The following is a 21366-nucleotide window of genomic DNA, read 5'->3' as shown; positions in this document are numbered from 1 at the left end:
CCGATAGTTTTCTAGTTCTTTTTTTAGGAAGTGAAACTGATGAAAACAGCATTTGTATATAGTGGTCAAGGTGCTCAATATGCAGGTATGGGAAAAGAACTTTACGAAGAGTATGACAGCGTAAAAGATATTTTCCAACAAGCAAGTGAAGCATTGCAATTAGATATGCAGTCTCTTTGTTTTGAAGAAAATGATCTATTAAATCAAACGATGTATACACAGCCGGCTATTTTAACCGTCAGTATGGCCATTGATGCTTTATTGACCGAAAAAGGACTACAACCTGATGTAGTCGCTGGTCTGAGCTTAGGAGAATACAGTGCATTTGTGAAAGCAGGAGTATTGTCGTTCCCGGAGGCTCTTCAATTAGTGAAAAAAAGAGGCCAATACATGACTGAGGCAGTTCCACTTGGAGAAGGTGCGATGGCTGCTGTTATGGGATTAGACCGCTTGATTATTGAACAAATTTGCCAAGAAGTTGCTGAGGAATATGGGGTTGTCTCTCCAGCAAATTACAATATGCCTGGACAAATTGCTATTGCAGGATTAAAAGAGTCTGTTGAAATAGCGAGCAAGCGATTGTCGGAAGCTGGAGCTAAACGTGTAGTGCCGCTGACAGTCAGTGGACCTTTTCATACCAGTCTATTGGAACCAGCAGCTAGACAATTAAAAGAAGAAATCAAAACGGTCAAGATAATGAATCCTAGTATTCCCATTATCAGTAATACCACTGGTAAACCCATTGAAGACGCTGAAGCTATTCAAGAATTAATGGTCAAACAAGTGATGTCTCCAGTCTATTGGGAAGATAGCATACAAAAAATGATCGATATGGGTGTAGATACCTTTATTGAAATCGGTCCAGGTAAAACATTAAGCAGTTTTATCAAAAAAATCGATAAAACAGTACAAATCATGAATGTTGAAAACATAAAATCGCTTGAAAAAACGCTGCAAAAACTTGCGTAAAACATGAAGATAGCAGAAAAAGGATGAGGATATGAATCTAAAAAATCAAACTGTTATTGTAACTGGAAGTTCTAGAGGAATTGGAAAAGCTATTGCTGTAGAATTTGCGAAAACTGGCGCAAACATCGTTTTGAACGGTCGGAAGCCGATAGCAGAAAGTTTGTTGAATGAATTGGAAAGTTTAGGAGCTAAAACGCATACAATCTTAGGCGATGTAAGCGACTTTGATTTTGCTCAAAAGTTGATTGAAGAAACGAAAGAAGTTTTTGGTAGTGTAGACGTGCTTGTGAACAATGCCGGTATCACAAAAGATATGTTGTTGATGAGAATGGCAGAAGAGGATTTTGACCAAGCCATCAATATCAATTTAAAAGGGACGTTCAATACGATTCGTCATGCTTCAAAAGTGATGCTGAAACAAAAAAGCGGCACAATTATTAATATGTCCAGTGTTGTGGGCTTAGTAGGAAACGTTGGCCAAGCCAACTATGCAGCCAGTAAAGCTGGTGTTGTGGGTTTAACTAAATCAGCAGCACGAGAATTAGCAGCTAGAGGAATCACTGTTAATGCGATTGCTCCAGGTTTTGTTGAAACAGAAATGACAGATGTATTGTCAGATAAAATGAAAGAACAAGCTGTTGGTCAAATTCCATTGAAACGTTTTGGAAACGTGGAAGATGTAGCCAGATTAGCAGTCTTTTTAAGCGAAAACCGCTATATTACAGGCCAAGTCATCAATGTTGACGGTGGAATGGTCATGAACGGTTAATAATAAGGAGGACGAACACAAATGAATCGTGTAGTCATTACAGGTATGGGTGCAGTTACTCCATTGGGTAACTCAGCTGAAACCTTTTGGGAAGGCTTAAAAGCAGGAAAGAACGGAATTAAAGAAATCACTAAATTTGATGCTAGCGAAACTGGGATCTCAGTTGCTGGAGAATTAAAAGATTTTGATCCAAAAAATTATATGGACCGTAAAGTTGCTAAACGTATGGATGAATTCTCACAATATGGGGTTGCAGCTGCTGTTCAAGCTGTTGAAATGAGCGGTATTGATGTAGAAAAAACAGACATGGATCGTTTTGGAGTCATTGTAGGTTCTGGTATTGGCGGATTGAACGCTATGGAACAGCAAATCATTAAAATGCACACTAAAGGTCCACAACGCGTTGCTCCATTGTTCGTACCTTTAGCAATTGGAAACATGGTAGCTGGAAATATTTCCATTGCCATTGGTGCACGTGGAATCAATACGTCTATCGTTACAGCATGTGCATCAGGAAACAACTCTATCGGAGAAGCTTTCCGTAATATCAAACATGGTTATTCAGATATTATTATTGCTGGCGGTGCAGAAGGAACGGTAAATGAAATCGGAATCTCTGGTTTTGCAGCATTGAATGCTCTATCAACTAGTACTGATCCTGATCGTGCGTCGATTCCATTTGACAAAGAGCGTCATGGTTTTGTTATGGGTGAAGGCGCCGGCGTATTGATGTTGGAAAGTCTTGACCATGCTATTGAACGCGGTGCTACTATTTATGCAGAAATCGTTGGATATGGTGCAACCGGAGATGGTTATCACATGACAGCTCCATCACCAGATGGCAGCGGAGCAGGTAGAGCGATGAAATTAGCTATGGATGAAGCAAATATTCAACCAGCGGATATCGGATACATCAACGCTCATGGAACAAGTACTCAAGCCAATGATTCATCAGAATCGAAAGCCATTAAATACGCTTTAGGGGATGCAGCTGAGCAAGTAGCTATCTCAAGTACTAAGAGTATGACGGGTCACTTATTGGGTGCTGCTGGTGGTATCGAAGCAGTAGCTTGTGTGAAAGCTTTACAAGAAGGCTTCCTTCCTCCAACCATCGGTTTACAAGTAGCGGATGAAGAATGTGATTTAGACTACATTCCAAATGAAGGTAGAGCAAAAGAGATTCAATACGCTCTAAACAATTCATTAGGTTTTGGTGGACACAATGCCGTAACCTTATTTAAAAAATGGGAGGGAAAATAGATGGACTTTAACCAAGTAAAAGAGTTGCTGCATTTGGTTGATCAGTCTTCTCTAAAAGAATTTCAATTGCAAATGGACAACGTAACCGTTCAAATGAGCAAAAATTCTGCTACTTCTCAATCAATGACTAAAGACACAAAAATTGAAACAATTAGCCCTGTTGTAAACGAAACAGCTTACAACAACGAAAGCAGCTATCAATCCGTCACTGTGAGGGAAACGGAAAGCACTCCGGCTGCCGCAGGGGAAGAGATTTTATCTCCGATTGTAGGAGTGGTTTATTTATCTCCAGAACCAGGAAAACCTGAGTTTAAAAAAGTAGGAGATACTGTAAAAGTTGGCGAAACACTTTGTATTGTAGAAGCTATGAAAGTAATGAATGAAATCAAGAGTGAAGTAGATGGAACGATTACTGAAATTCTGATTGAAGACAGTCAAGTTGTAGAATACAACCAAGCGTTATTCAGAGTTGATTAGGGCTGATTTAACCGCTTTTTACATTATTTAAGGAGGAATTTTAGAAATGACTAAAATGAATATAGCAGAGATCCAAAAATTAATCCCCAATCGTTTCCCAATTTACTTTATCGACCGTGTGGAAGAAATGACACCTGGTGAACATGTGGTAGCATTAAAAAATGTCACCATCAATGAAGAAGTTTTCCAAGGGCATTTCCCTGGCGAGCCTGTATTGCCTGGAGTTTACATCTTAGAAGCATTGGCTCAAGCTGGATCGATTCCTCTATTGTCACTAGACAGATTTAAAGGACAAACAGCTTATTTAGGTGGAATGAACAAAGTTAAATTCCGTAAAAAAGTTCAACCAGGCGACCAGTTGATGTTACATGTAGACATCGTGAAATTAAAAGATTATGCAGGAATCGGTAAAGGTGTCGCTTACGTTGACGGGAAAAAAGTCTGCGAAGTCGAATTGACATTTATTATCGGACGTTAAGCCTATGTTAAATAAAATTCTTATTGCAAATAGAGGCGAAATTGCCGTACGTGTGATACGTGCGTGTCAAGAACTGGGGATTAAAACAGTCGCCGTCTATTCCGAAGCAGATCGAGACGCTTTACACATGCAATTAGCAGACGAAGCTATTTGTATTGGACCTGCAAAAGCAACCGATTCGTATTTGGATATGCAATCTATATTAAGTGCAGCAGTAGTCACAAACGCTCAAGCGATTCATCCTGGTTTTGGATTCTTATCTGAGAACAGTACGTTCGCGACTATGTGTGAAGAAATGAATATTGTTTTTATTGGTCCAAAACCGATAACCATTCATCAAATGGGAGATAAAGCAAATGCCAGAGAACTAATGATCGAAGCTGGTGTACCTGTTATTCCAGGTAGTGAAGGATTCATTCATTCTATGGATGAAGCTAAAACTGCAGCTAAAAGTCTTGGGTATCCTGTGATGCTGAAAGCCAGTGCTGGCGGTGGCGGTAAAGGGATGCGTCGTGTAGCGAATGAAGAAGAACTAGAAACTGCTTATGTGAACGCTAAATCTGAAGCAAAAGCTGCTTTTGGAAATGATGATATGTATATGGAAAAAATCATTGAACATGCGCGTCATATAGAAGTTCAAATTCTGGCGGATAATCATGGGAATGTGATCCATCTTGGAGAACGTGATTGTTCTTTACAACGTAAAAATCAAAAAGTTATCGAAGAATCTCCTTCTGTAGCGATCGATGAAGAACAAAGACAGTTGCTAGGAGAAACTGCTGTAAAAGCAGCTAAATATGTACATTATCAAAATGCGGGAACGATTGAATTTTTGTTAGATGTAGATAGCAACTATTACTTTATGGAAATGAATACCCGTATACAAGTAGAACATCCCGTTACGGAAATGGCGACTGAAGTAGATATTGTCAAACAGCAAATTTTAATTGCTTCTGGTCAAGAATTGTCTTTGAAACAAGAAGATGTTAGACTAACAGGACATACGATCGAGTGTCGTATCAATGCTGAAAATCCAGCGTTTAATTTTGCTCCTTCCCCTGGAACATTAAACTATTTACTAGTTCCTTCAGGCGGGCTCGGTTTGCGGGTGGAAAGCGCCATGTACCAAGGTGCTGAAATCCCTCCTTATTATGATGCGATGATTGCAAAAATCATCACTAAAGGTGCGGATCGTCCGGAAGCCATAGCTAAAATGAAACGTGCATTAGGTGAACTTGTTATAGAAGGAATCATAACCAATCAATTCTTTCAGGAAGATTTATTAAATGATGCCACTTTTATTAGTGGAGAATACGACACTAGTTATTTAGAAACGGATTTTCTTAAAAATTGGGTGCCTCGTATTGATTAATTAAATCGAAGAAAGTAAGAACTTTTTACAGAGGTGATAAATTGAAACTGTTTAAGAAGAAACGAGTGTACATTCCCATTCATGTGGATCGAACACAAACCGAAGATACAGCGATTCCCGTTGTACCAGACGGAATGTTTACCAAATGTCCTCAGTGTCATAAATCAATTTATACCAAAGATTTAGGTCATGATAAAATCTGTCCAGAATGCGGATATTCATTTAGAATTTGTGCAACCGAGCGGATTCAATTGATTGCCGATGAAGGCAGCTTTGAGGAATGGGATAAAGTGATGGAGCAGTCAAATCCGTTAGAATTTCCCGGATACGAAGATAAATGGCAACAAGCACAAAATAAGTCCGGCTCGAATGAAGCAGTTGTCACGGGTAAAGCTGCAATAAATAGCCATCATACAGTCATCTGCGTAATGGATTCGACGTTTATGATGGGAAGTATGGGTCACATCGTCGGAGAGAAAATTACGCGTGCAGTTGAACGAGCTACAGAAGAAAAATTGCCTGTGATTATTTTTACTGCTTCTGGTGGTGCCAGAATGCAAGAAGGGATTATTTCTTTAATGCAGATGGCTAAAATAAGCGGAGCTATTGCGCGACATAGCGAAGCCGGTCTTCTGTATATCACTGTGTTGACAGACCCTACCACAGGCGGCGTAACAGCTAGTTTTGCTATGCAAGGAGACATTATTTTATCTGAACCTAGAGCATTAGTTGGATTTGCTGGGAAACGTGTGATCGAACAAACCATTAAAGAAAAATTGCCTGATGATTTTCAGTTAGCTGAATCGGTTATGGAAAATGGATTTATCGACCAAATCGTCCCAAGAAGCGAATTGAAACAAATGTTGGGATCAATACTTAAATTACATGAATAAAACAGCTTTTTAAACAGCGTTGACAAAGAAGGTGCCCTAAATGGAAAAAGCCATTGAAATCGTAGAACGCGCGCGAAAAATATCCCGTTTAAACACGCTGGATATCGTATCAGAAATTTTTGAAGATTTTATAGAATTACACGGTGATCGTTTATTTCGTGATGATAAAGCTATCGTTGGCGGAATTGCTACTTTAAATGGTACAGCAGTTACGGTGATCGGAAACCAAAAAGAACACGAACTCAAAGAAAATATTCGTCGCAATTTTGGTTCTCCTCATCCTGAAGGCTATCGAAAATCATTGCGTTTGATGAAACAAGCAGAAAAATTCAACCGTCCTGTCATCAATTTTGTGAATACTGCCGGAGCTTATTGTGGCGTTGAGGCAGAAGATAGAGGTCAAGGAGAAGCTATTGCACGAAATCTTCTCGAAATGAGTCAATTAAAAGTTCCTATTCTTTCGATTATTCTTGGAGAAGGTGGAAGTGGCGGAGCTTTAGCTTTGGCTATGGGAAATGAAGTATGGATGATGGAGAATTCAATGTATTCTGTATTATCGCCTGAAGGATTTTCGTCTATTCTTTGGAAAGATGCTTCACGAGCTAAGGAAGCAGCAGAAGTAATGAAGCTGACACCAGATGACTTAATGGATTTGTCTGTGATAGACAAAATTATTTCTGAATCTATCGAAGGTGAGCGTCTGGCCCAAGAACAAATTCTCGCTACCTTAAAAACAGAGATAGCCGACTTTTTATCTGTTGCGTCCAAGAAAACAGCTACAGAATTAGTTAATGAACGGTATAAAAAATTTAGAGCGTTTTAAAATAACTAGACAAAAAAACTTATCTTTCTATTTTATAGTAGAAAGATAAGTTTTTTCGTGCAGCAAGGATTTTATTCACAGAACTTCGTGTGGTGTGTTAAACTGAAAACATACGTTGCAGCAAAGTTGCTGGTGTGAATAATCAACCAGCTGCTCTCTAAAATTGAGGAAGCTAAAAAAACTTTTGCTAGCGCAAGCAAAATGGTGCAAAGAAGGTGAACCATGGGAGAACGGATCGATTTTCCAAATAATTATGAGCTGTATTTAAAAAAAGCTGTCAAAATGTTTCAAGTAGGCAAAATAGAAGAAGCTTGTCGTTTTTTTAAAGAAGCATACGCTATTCGTCAAGAACCAAGTGTGAATGCCATGTATGTATCAGCACTGTATCAACTGGAAGACTATGAAACTGCAAAAGAGATCGCAGATGATAAAAAAGAACTTTATGAAAATGAAGAAAGTTTGTATAGTTTATACACCACACTTTTAATCAAAAGTCAGTTGTTCGTTGAAGCTGAGCGAATTATCCAAAAGAAAACAGCACAACACAATCTGAGCACATCGACGAAAGAAATGTGGAAAGCTACTAAAATTGCTTTAGAGCACGAAAAAAACAAACATCAGCAAGAGAAAAAGAAACACAATCAAGAATTGTTGAAAGAGATATTAGCAATGGGGGATAAATCTTTTGAGCACCAAGCCGCTTTGGTCAAAGACATGAAAGAAATGGACAAAGAGTGGTATGCATTAGGAGCAAGAAGCATTTTAAGGAACCCTTTTGTCAATGAAATCGTAAAAAGTACGGTGCTGGAAATCTTAATTGATCATCAAGTAGACGAAGAATTTGAATTGTATTGGTTTGAGCAAAGAAGATTGGTCACTCCTGCAAAATTAACTTCATTAGAAGATGAAAGAGTCGTTGAAGCTGTCATTGAAGGATTAAAAGAAAAGTTTGAAGATGATAATCCCTCGTTGTATCACGCTTTGCTTCAAGAAATGAATTTGTATTTTTTATTGCTGCATCCTTATATTGAAGAAGTGATTACCGATGCTGACGAATGGATTTCCTTGAGCTTTAGACGGTACGACATAGAATCTAAAAATGAGTCTGAAGATGATAAGGAAATTCAAAAAATGGCTGATTGGATCAATCGATTGAATTTAGAAATTGAACAGATGTTATCTTAAGCTGTCTATAGATCAAAGAACGTCTATTACAGAGAAAAATTTCTTATTTGTCAGGGATTCAAAAGCAATTTTTATTTACAAAACCGCATAAGTAGTGTAATATGAAAAAGTATGCAAGTCTTCAAAAGACTATGAAAATAGAATATTTCGGAGGGTAATTTACATGACTGCAAAATGGGAAAAAACAGGAAAAAATGATGGTGTTCTATCATTTGAAATTTCACAAGAACAAATAACACAAGGAATCGATACAGCTTTTAACAAAGTTAAAGGTACGTTATCAGTACCAGGTTTCCGTAAAGGGAAAGTTCCTCGTAAAGTATTTAACAAAATGTATGGGGAAGAAGCGTTATATGAAGATGCATTGAACGCTGTCTTACCAGACGCTTATGAAGCTGCTTTAGCAGAAACAGGCGTTGAACCAGTTGACCAACCACAAATCGATGTGAAAAGCATGGAAACTGGAAAAGCTTGGGAAATTGAAGCTAAAATCACTGTAAAACCAGAAGTTGAACTTGGTGATTATAAAGGTCTTGAAGTTCCAAAACAAGACCGTGAAGTAACTGACGAAGATGTAGTTCAAAACTTAGAAAGCAAACGCAGCGCTCAAGCTGAATTAGTTTTAAAAGAAGAAGCAGCTGAAAATGGCGATACTGTTGTGATCGATTTTGAAGGATTTAAGGACGGCGAAGCTTTTGAAGGTGGAAAAGGCGAAAACTTCTCACTTGAATTAGGTTCAAACTCATTTATTCCAGGATTCGAAGACCAATTAGTTGGTAAAAAAGCTGAAGATGAAGTGGAAGTTAACGTAACTTTCCCAGAAGACTACCAAGCTGAAGACTTGAAAGGTCAAAAAGCAGTATTTAACGTTAAAGTTCACGAAGTTAAAGCAAAAGAACTTCCTGAATTAGATGATGAATTCGCTAAAGATGTAGACGAAGATGTTGAAACTCTTGACGAATTAAAAGAAAAAGTGAAAAAACAATTAACAGAAGCTAAAACAGCTTCAGCTGAAGAAGCTGTTGAAGATGCAGCTATTCGTCAAGCAGTAGAAAATGCAACAATCGAAGAAATTCCACATTCAATGGTACATGACGAAGTTCACCGTCAAATGGAATCCTTCTTAAACAACATGCAACAACAAGGTGTATCTCCTGAAATGTACTACCAAATCACTGGTACTACAGAACAAGACTTGCACAAACAAATGGAAACTGATGCAGAATTCAGAACGAAAACAAACTTAGTATTAGAAGCTATTGTTGAAAAAGAAAACTTTGAGCCTTCTGATGAAGAAGTTGAAGAAGAAATCAAAAATCTTTCTGAAGAATACGGTATGGAAGTGGATGCTGTAAGAAATGCTTTGACTCCTGATATGTTGAAACACGACATTTCATTGAAAAAAGCTATTGATTTAATCACTTCTTCTGCAGTAGAAAAATAATTCTATATCAAGTGCTGTTTTGATGAAGCACGTCAGTTAGAACAGTTTTAAGAGGTATACTCTTGGTATGTATAGGGACTGGGCCATAGGTTTTTTGGTCTGGTCCCTTTCTTACTCAATGAAGATCACCATGAGTAGCATTATCCCTTTTTTTATGCTATTATTTAAAAAGTTTGAACATTGTGCTACTGTAGAGGTGGTGTCAATGATTGAAACAGGAAACAGAATTGAGGTGTATGGGAACATGTTTAATGATGAAGAAACAAGTGGAGTCGTAAGTTGTTCATTCTGTGGAAAAACACAAGATCAAGTGAAGAAAATCGTTGCCGGTCCTGGTGTTTACATCTGTAACGAATGCATCGACTTATGCAAAGAAATCATAGATGAAGAATTTAGTGAAGTAGGTTATGGTGAATTCTTAGAAGTACCAAAACCTCAAGAAATTCAACAAATTTTAAATGAATACGTGATTGGTCAAGAACAGGCTAAGAAATCCTTGTCTGTTGCGGTGTACAATCACTACAAGCGTGTGAATCATATGGGTGAAAAAGAAGAAGATGGAATTGAACTGCAAAAAAGCAACATCTCTTTGATCGGACCAACTGGTTCTGGGAAAACATTCCTTGCTCAAACTCTAGCGCGTATTCTAAACGTTCCATTTGCGATTGCAGATGCAACCAGCCTTACAGAAGCGGGTTACGTTGGGGAAGATGTTGAGAACATTCTCTTGAAATTATTGCAATCAGCTGACTTTGATGTTGAACGTGCTGAAAAAGGGATTATTTATATTGATGAAATCGATAAAATTGCTCGTAAGAGTGAAAATGTATCGATTACTCGTGATGTATCAGGTGAAGGCGTACAGCAAGCTTTACTCAAAATCTTAGAAGGTACGGTTGCCAGTATTCCTCCTCAAGGCGGAAGAAAACACCCACAACAAGAATTTATTCAATTAGATACAACGAATATTCTGTTCATTGTTGGCGGGGCCTTTGATGGAATCGATACGATCGTTAAAAACCGCTTAGGAGAAAAAGTGATCGGTTTTGGTTCTGGTTCATCGAAGAAAAAAATCGACGAATCTAAATCTGTAATGCAGCAAATTATTCCAGAAGACCTATTGAAATTCGGATTGATTCCTGAATTTATTGGACGTTTGCCAATTATGGCTGCTCTGGAAAAATTAACAGAAGATGATTTGATCCATATTTTAACTGAGCCGAAGAATGCTTTGGTAAAACAATACAAAAAATTGATGGAATTAGATAACGTAGAATTGGAATTCGAAGAAGATGCTTTACGCGAAATTGCCAAACAAGCTATCGAGAGAAACACTGGAGCTCGTGGTTTGCGTTCGATTATCGAAAACTTGATGTTGGAAATTATGTTTGACTTACCAAGTCGCCCAGAAGTATCTAAATGTGTGATCACGAAAGAAGCGGTCGCAGGTACCACTGAAGCCATTTTCTATAATAATGAAGGCAAAAAAGTCGTTTAATAGTTTAATTAAACCTGTTATTACAGAAGATCAACCGGTAAAAAGGCTGATCTTCTGTAGTTTTTTTGCTTTTTTTTTTAAAAAGATACAATCGTAATTTTACAATTGTGTTACAAATATCTCTTTTTTATGTTGGGAAAATGCGAAAAGAAGATTTAAATATTATATTTTAGTATCAGGTATGTTAGAATAGGAAATGGATTTATCGGGCGAATGAGTTTTTACCATCAGAAATGCCCCTAGTTTCGTAGAATCGTAAACTAGGGAAAAATTGCTGTGCGCTAGTTTAGTGATATAGTATAGATCGATCTAATTAAACTGGAAAATCATAAAATACAGTAAGATATATAAAGGGCGTGCAAAACATTATGAAAGTAAATAATGCAGAATTTATCATTAGTGCTGTTTCACCAAAACAGTATCCTACGACAAACCTTCCGGAAATTGCGTTGGCAGGAAGATCAAATGTAGGGAAGTCTTCTTTTATCAATAAGATGACGAATCGTAAAAAATTAGCTAGAACTTCCAGTAAACCTGGAAAAACGCAAACATTGAATTACTACAAAATTGAAGAAAAATTCTATTTTGTCGATGTACCTGGTTATGGGTATGCAAAAGTTTCTAAAACAGAACGAGCTAAGTGGGGAGAGATGCTGGAGACATACTTTACACAGAGAGAAACATTAAAACTAGCCATTTGCGTGGTTGATTTTAGACATCCACCTACTAACGATGATGTTCAAATGTATGATTTCTTAAAATACTATGATATTCCTGTTTTAATTTTGGCAACAAAAGTAGACAAGATTCCACGCAGTAAATGGAATAAACATGAAAAAATCATTAAAGACGGCTTTGAGATGGATGCAGAGGATAAACTTCTTACATTTTCTTCAGAAACAGGATTAGGTATGGATGAAGTTTGGAAGTACATTGAAGAAAAAATCAAGTAGATTAAAAATAATGGACTTATATTAGGTGTTAAGACCTAGAAACGAATCTATTCACTCACAACATTGGAATGAAGAATTAAAAGGATGATAAACATTGAAAATCTTACTTTATGGTGTGAATCATCAATGTGCACCAATAGAAATTAGAGAAAATTATGCTATAGAAGAGAGCGATATAAATCAACAACTTTCTGATATACACTCGTTTTCTGGAATAAAAGAAGTGGCTATTTTGACAACTTGCAATCGGACAGAATACTATTTGTATGTTGATCCTGATTCTTTTAAACACGGCGATATATTGCATTACATTGCTGATTATTCAGGGTACGATGTCTCTCAAGTGATTTCTACTACTTATGGAAAATCGAATTTGAGTGCTGCTTCACATTTATTTAATGTCACCACAGGTTTGGATTCCGCTATTGTGGGAGAAAGCCAAATATTGGGACAAGTAAAAAATGCTTATCGAGTTGCTCAAATGGCAAAGACAGTAGGCCCTATCTTGAGTTCTTTATTTAACAAAGCAGTAGCATTTTCTAAGAAAATGCATACCGTAACTAAAATAGATCAAGTATCACGAGATGCTGCTTCAGCAGCAGTACAGTTGTTCAAGCAAGAATGGTCGGAATTCTCCGATAAACGATTTTTGATCATCGGGGCAGGGAAAATGGCTCAATCTGCAGCAAAAGCCTTAGTTTATCAAGGGGCTGATTCTGTCACGATCGTCAGCCGTGACTATGAAAAGACAAAAAAAGTAGTAGCTAAATTAAACGAATGGTCGAATCTTCTGAAGAAACGTGAAATCAGTATGCGGACTTTTCATACAGGCGATTACAACCATTTGCCTATGTCATTAGCCAAAGTCGATGGTGTAATTACTGCTACCAAGTCTAAAGATTTGATTATAACGACGGATGTAGTCAAGAAAATGAATGATATACGGTTCTCTAAGAAAAATCAAATGATGATGGATCTTTCTGTTCCCCGGAACATAGAAACAGAATTGGGAATGGACAAACAAATTTTCCTATTTGATATGGACAGAATCAGCAGTGAATTAAAATCGACCAATCAATTACAAGAAAAAGAACTGAGTTTTATCAAATCAGAAATGGAAGAAGCTGTTTATCAATTCAATTTTTGGTTCCAGGAAAGAAAATCAGTTCCTTATTTGGAAGAATTCAGTCAAAAAAATAATCAACTCAAAGACACCGTGATGACCAGTTTACAAAATAAATTGCCTGAGTTAACGGAACATGAGACAGAAGTGATTCAGAAACACATGCAAAGCGTCATCAACCAATTGTCTAAACAACCGATTCAATCACTGAAAGATATGGCAAAAACAGACTCATCAGAAAAAGCTGAAAAAGAGATGAATCGATTTGCAGTAAATATTGGTTTGAGAGAAGAAAAACCTAAAGAAGAAGCAAAATCAGAAAAAGAAGACACTAAAGCACTAGAAGAAAACAAAGCGGTCTTTAATTTCGAAAGAAAAGAGGTCGTTCAGTTTGAGAAATACTACTAGATCAGAAGAAATCTTCAAAAAATCTGTTCAGCTTATGCCAGGCGGGGTGAGCAGTCCTGTGCGGGCATTTAAATCAGTGGATGTTCCTCCTATTGTAATGAAGCAAGGTAAAGGAAGCCATATTATTGATGAAGATGGTAATGAATACATTGATTATGTTTTATCATGGGGTCCGTTGATCCTAGGCCATGCAAATCCTGTTGTAGTTAAAAAAATCCAGGAAGCTGCCGCATTAGGAACTAGTTTTGGTACGTTGACCGAGATGGAAACTGCACTAGCTGAAATTGTGATCGATCGAGTACCTTCAATCGACATGGTGCGATTCGTAAATTCGGGAACGGAAGCCACTATGAGCGCGTTGCGCTTAGCGCGCGGTTATACCGGAAGAGATAAGATCATTAAATTAGAGGGCAGTTACCATGGACACGATGACGCTTTATTAGTCAAAGTAGGGTCTGGTGTAGCTACTCTAGGTTTACCTGATTCTCCAGGAGTTCCAAAAAGCACGACTTCCAATACGTATGTAGCTCCTTACAATGATTTGGCAGCTGTAAAAGAATTGTTTGCTGCTTATGCAGGCGAAATCGCTGCGGTCATTGTTGAACCAGTTGCGGGGAACATGGGAGTTATTCCTCCTGTAGATGGTTTTCTTCAGGGACTGCGTGAACTAACTCAACAAGATGGAGCGTTATTGATTTTTGATGAAGTGATGTCTGGATTTAGAGTCGGTTACCATAGTGCACAAGGCTACTTTGGTGTGACTCCCGATATTACTTGTTTAGGAAAAGTAATTGGCGGAGGGGTACCTGTAGGAGCTTACGGTGGACGCAAAGAGATCATGGAACACATTGCTCCAGCTGGTCAAATTTACCAAGCTGGAACATTGTCAGGTAATCCTATTGCTATGGCTGCTGGTATAGCGACACTATCTCAATTGACACCAGAAGATTACCGTTATTTTGAACATTTAGGCAATCTCCTAAAAGAAGGGATCCATTCCTTAAGTCAAGAATACAGTATTGACATAACCGTCAATCAAGCAGGCAGTATGATAGGAATGTTCTTTACTGAGGCACCTGTTTCTAACTATCAGCAAAGTAAGGCGAGCGATACAGCATTTTTCGCCAAATACTATAAAGAGATGGCAGATCGAGGCATTTTTCTGCCTCCTTCACAATTTGAAGGGATTTTCTTGTGTACAGAACACACGGAAAAAGATATTGAAGATACATTGACTGCTATGGATCAAAGCTTTGCAGCATTGATGAGATAGAGTTGAATAATGTGATCCAAAAGACTGAAAAGAGAAAAATTCTCTTTTCAGTCTTTTTTGCTCTTCATCTTCTAGCGTGGGTAAAGAAATTTTCTCCGGACTATGGTGTTGCTTACAGAAAGCTATTGGACCGCCTTGAGCCGAAAAAAAAAGTCTCAACTACCATATCTTAAGTCGAAATCAGTCAATATGGTAGTTAATAAGGTCTTAACTACCATATCTTTAAAGTAGTTAACTGGATATGGTCTAAACTAGCTTCTCAACGACTATATCCTCAAACTCTTTAACCACATATGGTTCAAACCAACCCTTTAACTACCATATAATAAAAAAAACTCAACGATATAGTATCGCCTCTCAATAAAAGGGGACAATTGCAGCAATACGCTTGAGCGTAAGCCCACAGAGTTTCCTTTGTTTTGCATCCTTTGCATGGCTATAAGCAATCTCATATTCCACCAAAGATTTCTAGAAATGAGTTTTTTAAAGGTTTAGGATTTATTTTTTTTACTTACCAACGTCAAATGTTGTAGAATCTCTTTTTTGCATAGGAAATATACATAAACGAGGCTTAAAACATGTATAAAAACGTTTAATAATGTATAAAAAAGAAATTTATCAAAAATATATTGCATAAATATTCTTGGTTTGTTAAACTATCTCTATTGATTATGAGTACCCTATTCAGGAGGAAAAAATATGAAGAAAAAAGGTTTGATAACCTTAATGTTGTTAGCTGGATTTATGTTGCCACTATTCTCATTCCCACAATTCGTTTCCGCAGAAGAAACCTCACAAGACACATCTTTGGAAGATATCAAGGAACGTGGCGTTCTCATTATGGGAACAAGTGCTGATTTCCCGCCATATGAGTTTCACGCGACTGTTGACGGAAAAGATACAATCGTCGGGATGGATATTTCGATTGCTCAGAAGATTGCGGATGATTTAGGTGTAAAATTGCAAGTAGAAGATATGCAATTTGACAGCTTGATACCGGCTCTTGAAACAGGCAATATAGATATGATTCTAGCAGGTATGTCTGCAACAGAGGAACGTAAATTAAGTGTTGATTTTAGCGATACGTATTACCAAGCTACTCAAAACATTGTCATTCGTTCTGAAGACAAAGACCTATATGCTTCAAAAGATGATTTTGCAGGGAAAATCGTCGGGGCTCAAATGGGTTCGATCCAAGAAGGATTAACTAAAACAGAAATGACGGACTCAGAATTGATTTCTTTAGGAAAAACATCAGATTTATTGCTGGCTTTAAAAACCAAAAAAGTAGATGCTATCGTTATGGAAGGCCCGAACGCGTTGTCTTTTGCAGGCGTTGATGACGCGCTTCTGACTTTTGAAGGTGGTTTTGAAGGAGGAGAGACTGAAGGATCTGCTATTGCGATGTCTAAGGGATCTGACGCTCTAATGGATGTAGTCAATGTTTCGTTAGCTGAGATTCAAGCGGAAGACCTGATTCCTGAGTACCTAGCTCAAGCTGGAAATTATTTGGAAACAGCTCAAGATTCAGAATCGTCTGAGTCAGGCACAAATTCTATGACCAATTATTGGTCTTATTTCTTAGAAGGAACACTGAATACGATTTTTATTTCAGTAGTCAGCGTGATTATCGGTTCTATTATTGGTGTACTGTTGGCTTTAGTAAGGTTGTCCCACAATAAATTATTTAGTTTTTTAGCGACTGCTTATGTGGAGTTTGTACGTGGCACACCAATGATGATCCAAGTCATGTTTATCTATTTTGCTGTAGGATATATCATTAATATCCCAGCTATGTTAGCCGGAATTATTGCCGTTTCATTGAATAGCGGTGCTTATGTCTGCGAAATCATACGTTCTGGTCTATCCTCTGTTCCAACTGGCCAAGTCGAAGCAGCTCGCAGTTTAGGAATGAGTAAAAATACGGCTATGAGACACATCATTTTCCCTCAAGCATTGAAAAATATCTGGCCAGCTTTAGGAAATGAATTTGTGACGATCATCAAAGAAAGTTCGATCGTTTCTGTTATTGGGGTCAGCGAATTGATTTTCCAAACAAGAGTGGTCACATCTGTTTCTTACCGGGGTATTGCTCCCCTAGCAGTTAGTATGGTCATTTACTTTATCTTAACGTTCAGTTTAACTAAATTACTGAACTACTACGAAGGGAAGATGTCACATGATTAAAATAGAACATTTAGCAAAATCATTTGGAGAAAATGTCGTTTTAAAAGATATTAACGAGGAAATAAAAAAAGGTGAAGTAGTTGTGATCATCGGCCCTTCTGGTTCAGGGAAAAGTACTTTGCTGCGTTGTTTGAACTTATTGGAAAAGCCTACTGAAGGGGAAGTTATTTTTGACGGGACTTCTTTGACCAACGTAAAAGAAGCTAAATTAAACCATTTGAGAGAAAAAATGGGAATGGTGTTTCAAAATTTCAACTTGTTTCCTCACAAAAACGTATTAGAGAATATGAAAATCGCTCCTATAAAAGTAAAAGGGATGGACGAACAAGCTGCTGAAAAAACAGCGATTGAATTGTTGAGAAAAGTTGGACTGGAAGAAAAAGCACAGGCTTTTCCATCTAATTTGTCTGGAGGTCAACAACAACGGGTTGCCATTGCACGCGCATTGGCAATGAATCCTGAAGTCATGCTATTTGATGAACCGACAAGTGCATTGGACCCTGAAATGGTTGGGGAAGTATTGAGCGTTATCCAAGATTTGGCAGAATCAGGGATGACAATGGTCGTTGTAACCCACGAAATGGGCTTTGCAAAAAAAGTAGCCGATCGCGTATTGTTTATGGATGGGGGATACATTGTGGAGCAAGGAACACCAGAAGAAATGTTCAATTCTCCACAACATGAACGGACACAAGATTTTTTAGCTAAAGTGTTGTAGTACAGGCAGATGAAAAAAGTTTAAAAACAGTATCAGTGGAGTGGTTCATTGGTACTGTTTTTATGTGTTCAATGTGAGAGTTCGCTGTGAAAGGAAGAAGAGGATCCTAGACCTTTTTAAGGCAAATGCATTTTTATCCCTTAGATGACTTAAAATCGCAACAGAACTCGTCATTATCCAGGGATTCTCTCTTGTTTAAATGGACAAATGTCAAAAATAAAAGTACAATTAAGCGTGAATGTAGTAGAATCTTTCAAAGTTGATGAAGATTCCACAATAGGATCCTGATTTTTTGAGAAAAAAAGTAAATAAGTTATCCGTTCAAGAAATCATCAATAAATAGAATTATTCTAGTCTCAATCAATTGAGGAGGAAATAAGTATGTCAATGTTTTTAGATCAAGTAAAAATTAATGTTAAGGCCGGTAACGGCGGTAATGGAATGGTCTCTTTTCGTCGTGAAAAGTATGTTCCTGATGGCGGTCCATCTGGAGGTGACGGTGGTCAAGGAGGAAACATCGTTTTTGTAGTTGATGAAGGCTTAAGAACGTTATTGGATTTCCGTTTTAACCGTCATTTCAAAGCTTCACATGGAGAAAATGGGATGACTAAAGGAATGCATGGTAGAGGAGCAAAAGATTTAATCGTTAAAGTTCCACCAGGTACAGTAGTGAAAAACGCTGGAACTGGAGTAGTTTTAGGTGATTTGATTGAAGATGGCCAAACATTAATAGTCGCAAAAGGTGGTCGTGGTGGACGAGGAAATATCCGTTTTGCAACACCGAGAAATCCAGCTCCCGAAATTGCTGAAAATGGAGAACCTGGTCAAGAATTTGAAATCGAAATGGAATTAAAGGTATTGGCTGACGTTGGGCTAGTTGGATTTCCTTCTGTAGGAAAATCAACCTTGCTGTCAGTGGTTTCTTCTGCAAGACCTAAAATCGGAGCGTACCACTTTACAACTTTGGTACCGAATTTAGGAATGGTCCGTATTGACGATGGCCGTAGCTTTGTAATGGCTGATATGCCAGGATTGATTGAAGGAGCTTCACAAGGTGTAGGTCTGGGAATCCAATTCTTGCGTCATATCGAACGTACGCGTGTATTGCTGCATATCATTGACATGAGCGGCAGCGAAGGACGCGATCCATTTGACGATTTCCAAGTTATCAATAATGAACTGGAGTCGTATAACTTACGTTTATTAGAACGTCCGCAAATCATTGTTGCGAATAAAATGGATATGCCTGATGCTGAAGAGAATTTAAAAATATTTAAGAAAAAAATTCAAGAACTGAAAGAAAATGAATTTGATGACGATATCGCTATTTTCCCAATTTCTTCTGTGACTCATAAAGGGATCAGTGCCTTGCTGAGTAAAACAGCTGATTTATTGGAAAATACGCAACCGTTCCCTGTGTATGATGAAGTTGATGCGGATGATGAAGAAACAATTCTATACAAATACACACCAGAAGAAAAACCATATACGCTTGAAAGAGAACCGGATGCAACATGGACACTTGGAGGAGATAAATTGATCAAACTCTTCCAAATGACCAACTTTGATCATGATGAATCATCCTTGCGTTTCGCTCGTCAATTAAGATCTATGGGAGTAGACGCTGAATTGAGACAACGTGGTGCTAAAAATGGGGATATTGTTCGTATGAAAGATCAAGAATTTGAATTTGAATACATGGATTAAACAGCCCTGTTAGAATAAAGTAGAGATATACAGTTTAAGAAGATTAGGATGAAGGAAATGGAATTATTATTTTTGGGAACAGGTTCTGGCGTACCTTCAAAACAAAGAAACGTATCCAGTATTGCTTTGAAGCTGTTGGATGAAATAAACTCTGTCTGGTTGTTTGATTGTGGAGAGGGAACGCAGCAACAAATATTGCATACCACCTTAAAGCCGAGAAAAGTGGATAAAATTTTTATTACGCATCTGCATGGCGATCATATCTATGGACTGCCAGGTTTTCTAGCTAGTCGTGCTTTTCAGGGTGGAGATGGTCTAATTACTATTTACGGACCTGTAGGGATCGAGCAGTTTGTTAGGACGTCGTTAAAAATCAGTGGAACGTATTTAAAATATCCATTGAAATTTCAAGAAATCAAAAAAGAAGGCATTGTTTTTCAAGATAAATACTTTACCGTCAGTTGTCTGGAATTGAAGCATGGGATTCAATCGTTTGGATATCGAATAGAAGAAGCCAGTCATCAAGGAACGCTTCAGGCAGATAAAGTGAAAGAAGCAGGTATTCCGTTTGGGCCATTATTTGGCAAGTTGAAAAACGGCGAAACGATCACATTGGAAGATGGCCGGGTATTCAATGGAAAAGATTTTATTGGAGCGCCGCATCAAGGTCGAGTGGTGACTATTTTAGGGGATACTAAAAAAACAGATAACAGCAGATTGTTGGCAGAAAACGCGGATGTATTAGTGCATGAGAGTACATTTGATCATGCGAATCGCAAGCTTGCTAAAGAGTACAATCATTCTACAAATGTAGAAGCAGCTGAAACAGCTAAAGCTGCTAACGTGAAACAACTGATACTCACACATATCAGTGCTCGATTTTTATCCAAAGATGTTCATGCACTTGAAAAAGAAGCACAGAAAATTTTCAAAGAAACCACAGTAGTAAAAGACTTTAGTGAAGTAGATATTCCGCTTCAAAAAGATGGAGAATATTTATAGAGGAGGTAGCTTTGTGAAATCTGATAACCATTTGCAAGATAAAGTCGTTTTTATTACCGGGGCATCTTCTGGTCTCGGAGAACAAATAGCTTACGAAGCCGCTCTAGAAGGAGCCATCGTTGTAGTTGCAGCTAGGAGTTTAGATAAATTGCAGACTGTAAGAGATACCTGTGAAAAAATCTCAGGTAAAAAAGCCTACTTGTTTTCGATGGACATTTCAAAACCTGAGGAAATTGAAGCTGTCTTTCAGGAGATCACTGCAACAATAGGTCCTATTGATGTATTAATCAACAATGCAGGTTTTGGACACTTTGAAAGTGTATTGACGGCAGATATGGCAATTGCAGAGGATATGTTCCGAGTGAACGTGCTGGGATTGATGTACACCTCTCAAATGGCTGCGATTCATATGGCTGAACGAGAAAGTGGTCATATCATCACTATAGCCTCTATGGCAGGGAAAATGGCAACTCCTAAATCGACCATTTATTCTGCAACTAAATTTGCGGTTATTGGGTACACAAACGCTTTGCGTCTAGAACTGAAACCATTATCTATTCAAGTTTCAACGGTTAATTTAGGTCCTGTGAATACAACCTTCTTTGATAAAGCAGATAAAAATGGAGACTATTTAGCTAAGGTTGACAAATATGTACTGGATCCTAAGGAAGTGGCTCACAAAATCGTCCGTTTGATCGGTACGAACAAACGAGAATTGAATTTGCCGAAATCGATGGAAGTTGCCAGCAGATTCTATACGTTATTCCCTAAAATGGGGGATTACTTAGCAAGTACTCTATTCAATCAAAAATAAATTTCATATAAAA

At 37.9% G+C, this 21366-nt stretch carries 19 protein-coding genes; all 19 read left to right on the top strand.

Translation table 11 applies throughout. From position 1 onward, the window contains the following. The first annotated feature begins 39 nt into the window (after positions 1-39). The 19 genes from fabD (at position 40) to ACEN4I_RS00260 (ending at position 21353) form a co-directional block, all read left to right on the top strand. Positions 40-969, top strand: a complete 930-nt coding sequence (fabD, locus tag ACEN4I_RS00350; protein ID WP_407101857.1) for an ACP S-malonyltransferase — start codon at positions 40-42, stop codon at positions 967-969. A gap of 31 nt (positions 970-1000) precedes the next feature. Then, positions 1001-1738 (top strand): 3-oxoacyl-[acyl-carrier-protein] reductase, encoded by a 738-nt coding sequence (gene fabG / locus ACEN4I_RS00345; protein WP_407101859.1) that lies wholly within the window; start codon positions 1001-1003, stop codon positions 1736-1738. A gap of 21 nt (positions 1739-1759) precedes the next feature. Next, the gene (fabF, locus tag ACEN4I_RS00340; protein ID WP_407101861.1) at positions 1760-2998 is read left to right on the top strand and encodes a beta-ketoacyl-ACP synthase II; all 1239 of its coding nucleotides are present in this window, start codon (positions 1760-1762) and stop codon (positions 2996-2998) included. After that, positions 2999-3475, top strand: a complete 477-nt coding sequence (gene accB, locus ACEN4I_RS00335; protein WP_407097203.1) for an acetyl-CoA carboxylase biotin carboxyl carrier protein — start codon at positions 2999-3001, stop codon at positions 3473-3475. A gap of 55 nt (positions 3476-3530) precedes the next feature. Beyond that, the gene (fabZ, locus tag ACEN4I_RS00330) at positions 3531-3953 is read left to right on the top strand and encodes a 3-hydroxyacyl-ACP dehydratase FabZ (protein WP_204211168.1); all 423 of its coding nucleotides are present in this window, start codon (positions 3531-3533) and stop codon (positions 3951-3953) included. Between the two features lie 4 nt (positions 3954-3957). Beyond that, entirely contained in the window at positions 3958-5325 is a 1368-nt protein-coding gene (locus ACEN4I_RS00325) for an acetyl-CoA carboxylase biotin carboxylase subunit (protein WP_407097204.1), read from the top strand. 41 nt (positions 5326-5366) lie between these two features. Next, the gene (gene accD, locus ACEN4I_RS00320) at positions 5367-6218 is read left to right on the top strand and encodes an acetyl-CoA carboxylase, carboxyltransferase subunit beta (protein WP_407097205.1); all 852 of its coding nucleotides are present in this window, start codon (positions 5367-5369) and stop codon (positions 6216-6218) included. 40 nt (positions 6219-6258) lie between these two features. After that, complete coding sequence (locus ACEN4I_RS00315; RefSeq protein WP_407097206.1) at positions 6259-7041, top strand: acetyl-CoA carboxylase carboxyltransferase subunit alpha; 783 nt, start codon at positions 6259-6261, stop codon at positions 7039-7041. A gap of 222 nt (positions 7042-7263) precedes the next feature. After that, the gene (locus tag ACEN4I_RS00310) at positions 7264-8226 is read left to right on the top strand and encodes a tetratricopeptide repeat protein (protein ID WP_407101863.1); all 963 of its coding nucleotides are present in this window, start codon (positions 7264-7266) and stop codon (positions 8224-8226) included. A gap of 163 nt (positions 8227-8389) precedes the next feature. Further along, positions 8390-9670, top strand: a complete 1281-nt coding sequence (tig, locus tag ACEN4I_RS00305) for a trigger factor (RefSeq protein ID WP_407097208.1) — start codon at positions 8390-8392, stop codon at positions 9668-9670. Positions 9671-9914: 244 nt separating this feature from the next. Then, positions 9915-11168: an ATP-dependent Clp protease ATP-binding subunit ClpX gene (gene clpX, locus ACEN4I_RS00300; RefSeq protein ID WP_407097227.1), complete on the top strand. Its 1254-nt coding sequence runs from the start codon at positions 9915-9917 to the stop codon at positions 11166-11168. Between the two features lie 368 nt (positions 11169-11536). Next, on the top strand, positions 11537-12121 hold the full coding sequence (gene yihA / locus ACEN4I_RS00295) for a ribosome biogenesis GTP-binding protein YihA/YsxC (RefSeq protein ID WP_407097209.1): 585 nt from the start codon (positions 11537-11539) through the stop codon (positions 12119-12121). 94 nt (positions 12122-12215) lie between these two features. Next, positions 12216-13652 carry a glutamyl-tRNA reductase gene (gene hemA, locus ACEN4I_RS00290; protein ID WP_407101865.1) on the top strand — a complete coding sequence of 479 codons (1437 nt, stop codon included), beginning with the start codon at positions 12216-12218 and terminating at the stop codon, positions 13650-13652. Continuing rightward, entirely contained in the window at positions 13636-14925 is a 1290-nt protein-coding gene (gene hemL / locus ACEN4I_RS00285; RefSeq protein WP_407101867.1) for a glutamate-1-semialdehyde 2,1-aminomutase, read from the top strand. The genes hemA and hemL overlap by 17 nt, the downstream gene beginning before the upstream one ends. A gap of 699 nt (positions 14926-15624) precedes the next feature. Further along, the gene (locus tag ACEN4I_RS00280) at positions 15625-17112 is read left to right on the top strand and encodes an ABC transporter substrate-binding protein/permease (RefSeq protein ID WP_407101869.1); all 1488 of its coding nucleotides are present in this window, start codon (positions 15625-15627) and stop codon (positions 17110-17112) included. Beyond that, positions 17105-17830: an amino acid ABC transporter ATP-binding protein gene (locus ACEN4I_RS00275; RefSeq protein WP_407101871.1), complete on the top strand. Its 726-nt coding sequence runs from the start codon at positions 17105-17107 to the stop codon at positions 17828-17830. Before ACEN4I_RS00280 ends, ACEN4I_RS00275 begins: the two co-directional genes overlap by 8 nt. 381 nt (positions 17831-18211) lie before the next feature. Next, entirely contained in the window at positions 18212-19537 is a 1326-nt protein-coding gene (gene obgE, locus ACEN4I_RS00270) for a GTPase ObgE (RefSeq protein WP_407097214.1), read from the top strand. A 57-nt stretch (positions 19538-19594) separates the two neighbouring features. Further along, positions 19595-20539: a ribonuclease Z gene (rnz, locus tag ACEN4I_RS00265; protein ID WP_407097215.1), complete on the top strand. Its 945-nt coding sequence runs from the start codon at positions 19595-19597 to the stop codon at positions 20537-20539. Positions 20540-20552: 13 nt separating this feature from the next. Beyond that, the gene (locus ACEN4I_RS00260) at positions 20553-21353 is read left to right on the top strand and encodes an SDR family NAD(P)-dependent oxidoreductase (RefSeq protein ID WP_407126290.1); all 801 of its coding nucleotides are present in this window, start codon (positions 20553-20555) and stop codon (positions 21351-21353) included. Positions 21354-21366 lie beyond the last annotated feature (13 nt).

This window comes from Desemzia sp. FAM 23990, assembly GCF_045528485.1.
In the GTDB taxonomy this organism is placed as follows: domain Bacteria; phylum Bacillota; class Bacilli; order Lactobacillales; family Carnobacteriaceae; genus Desemzia.
This window is presented reverse-complemented; position numbering and strand designations above follow the sequence as displayed.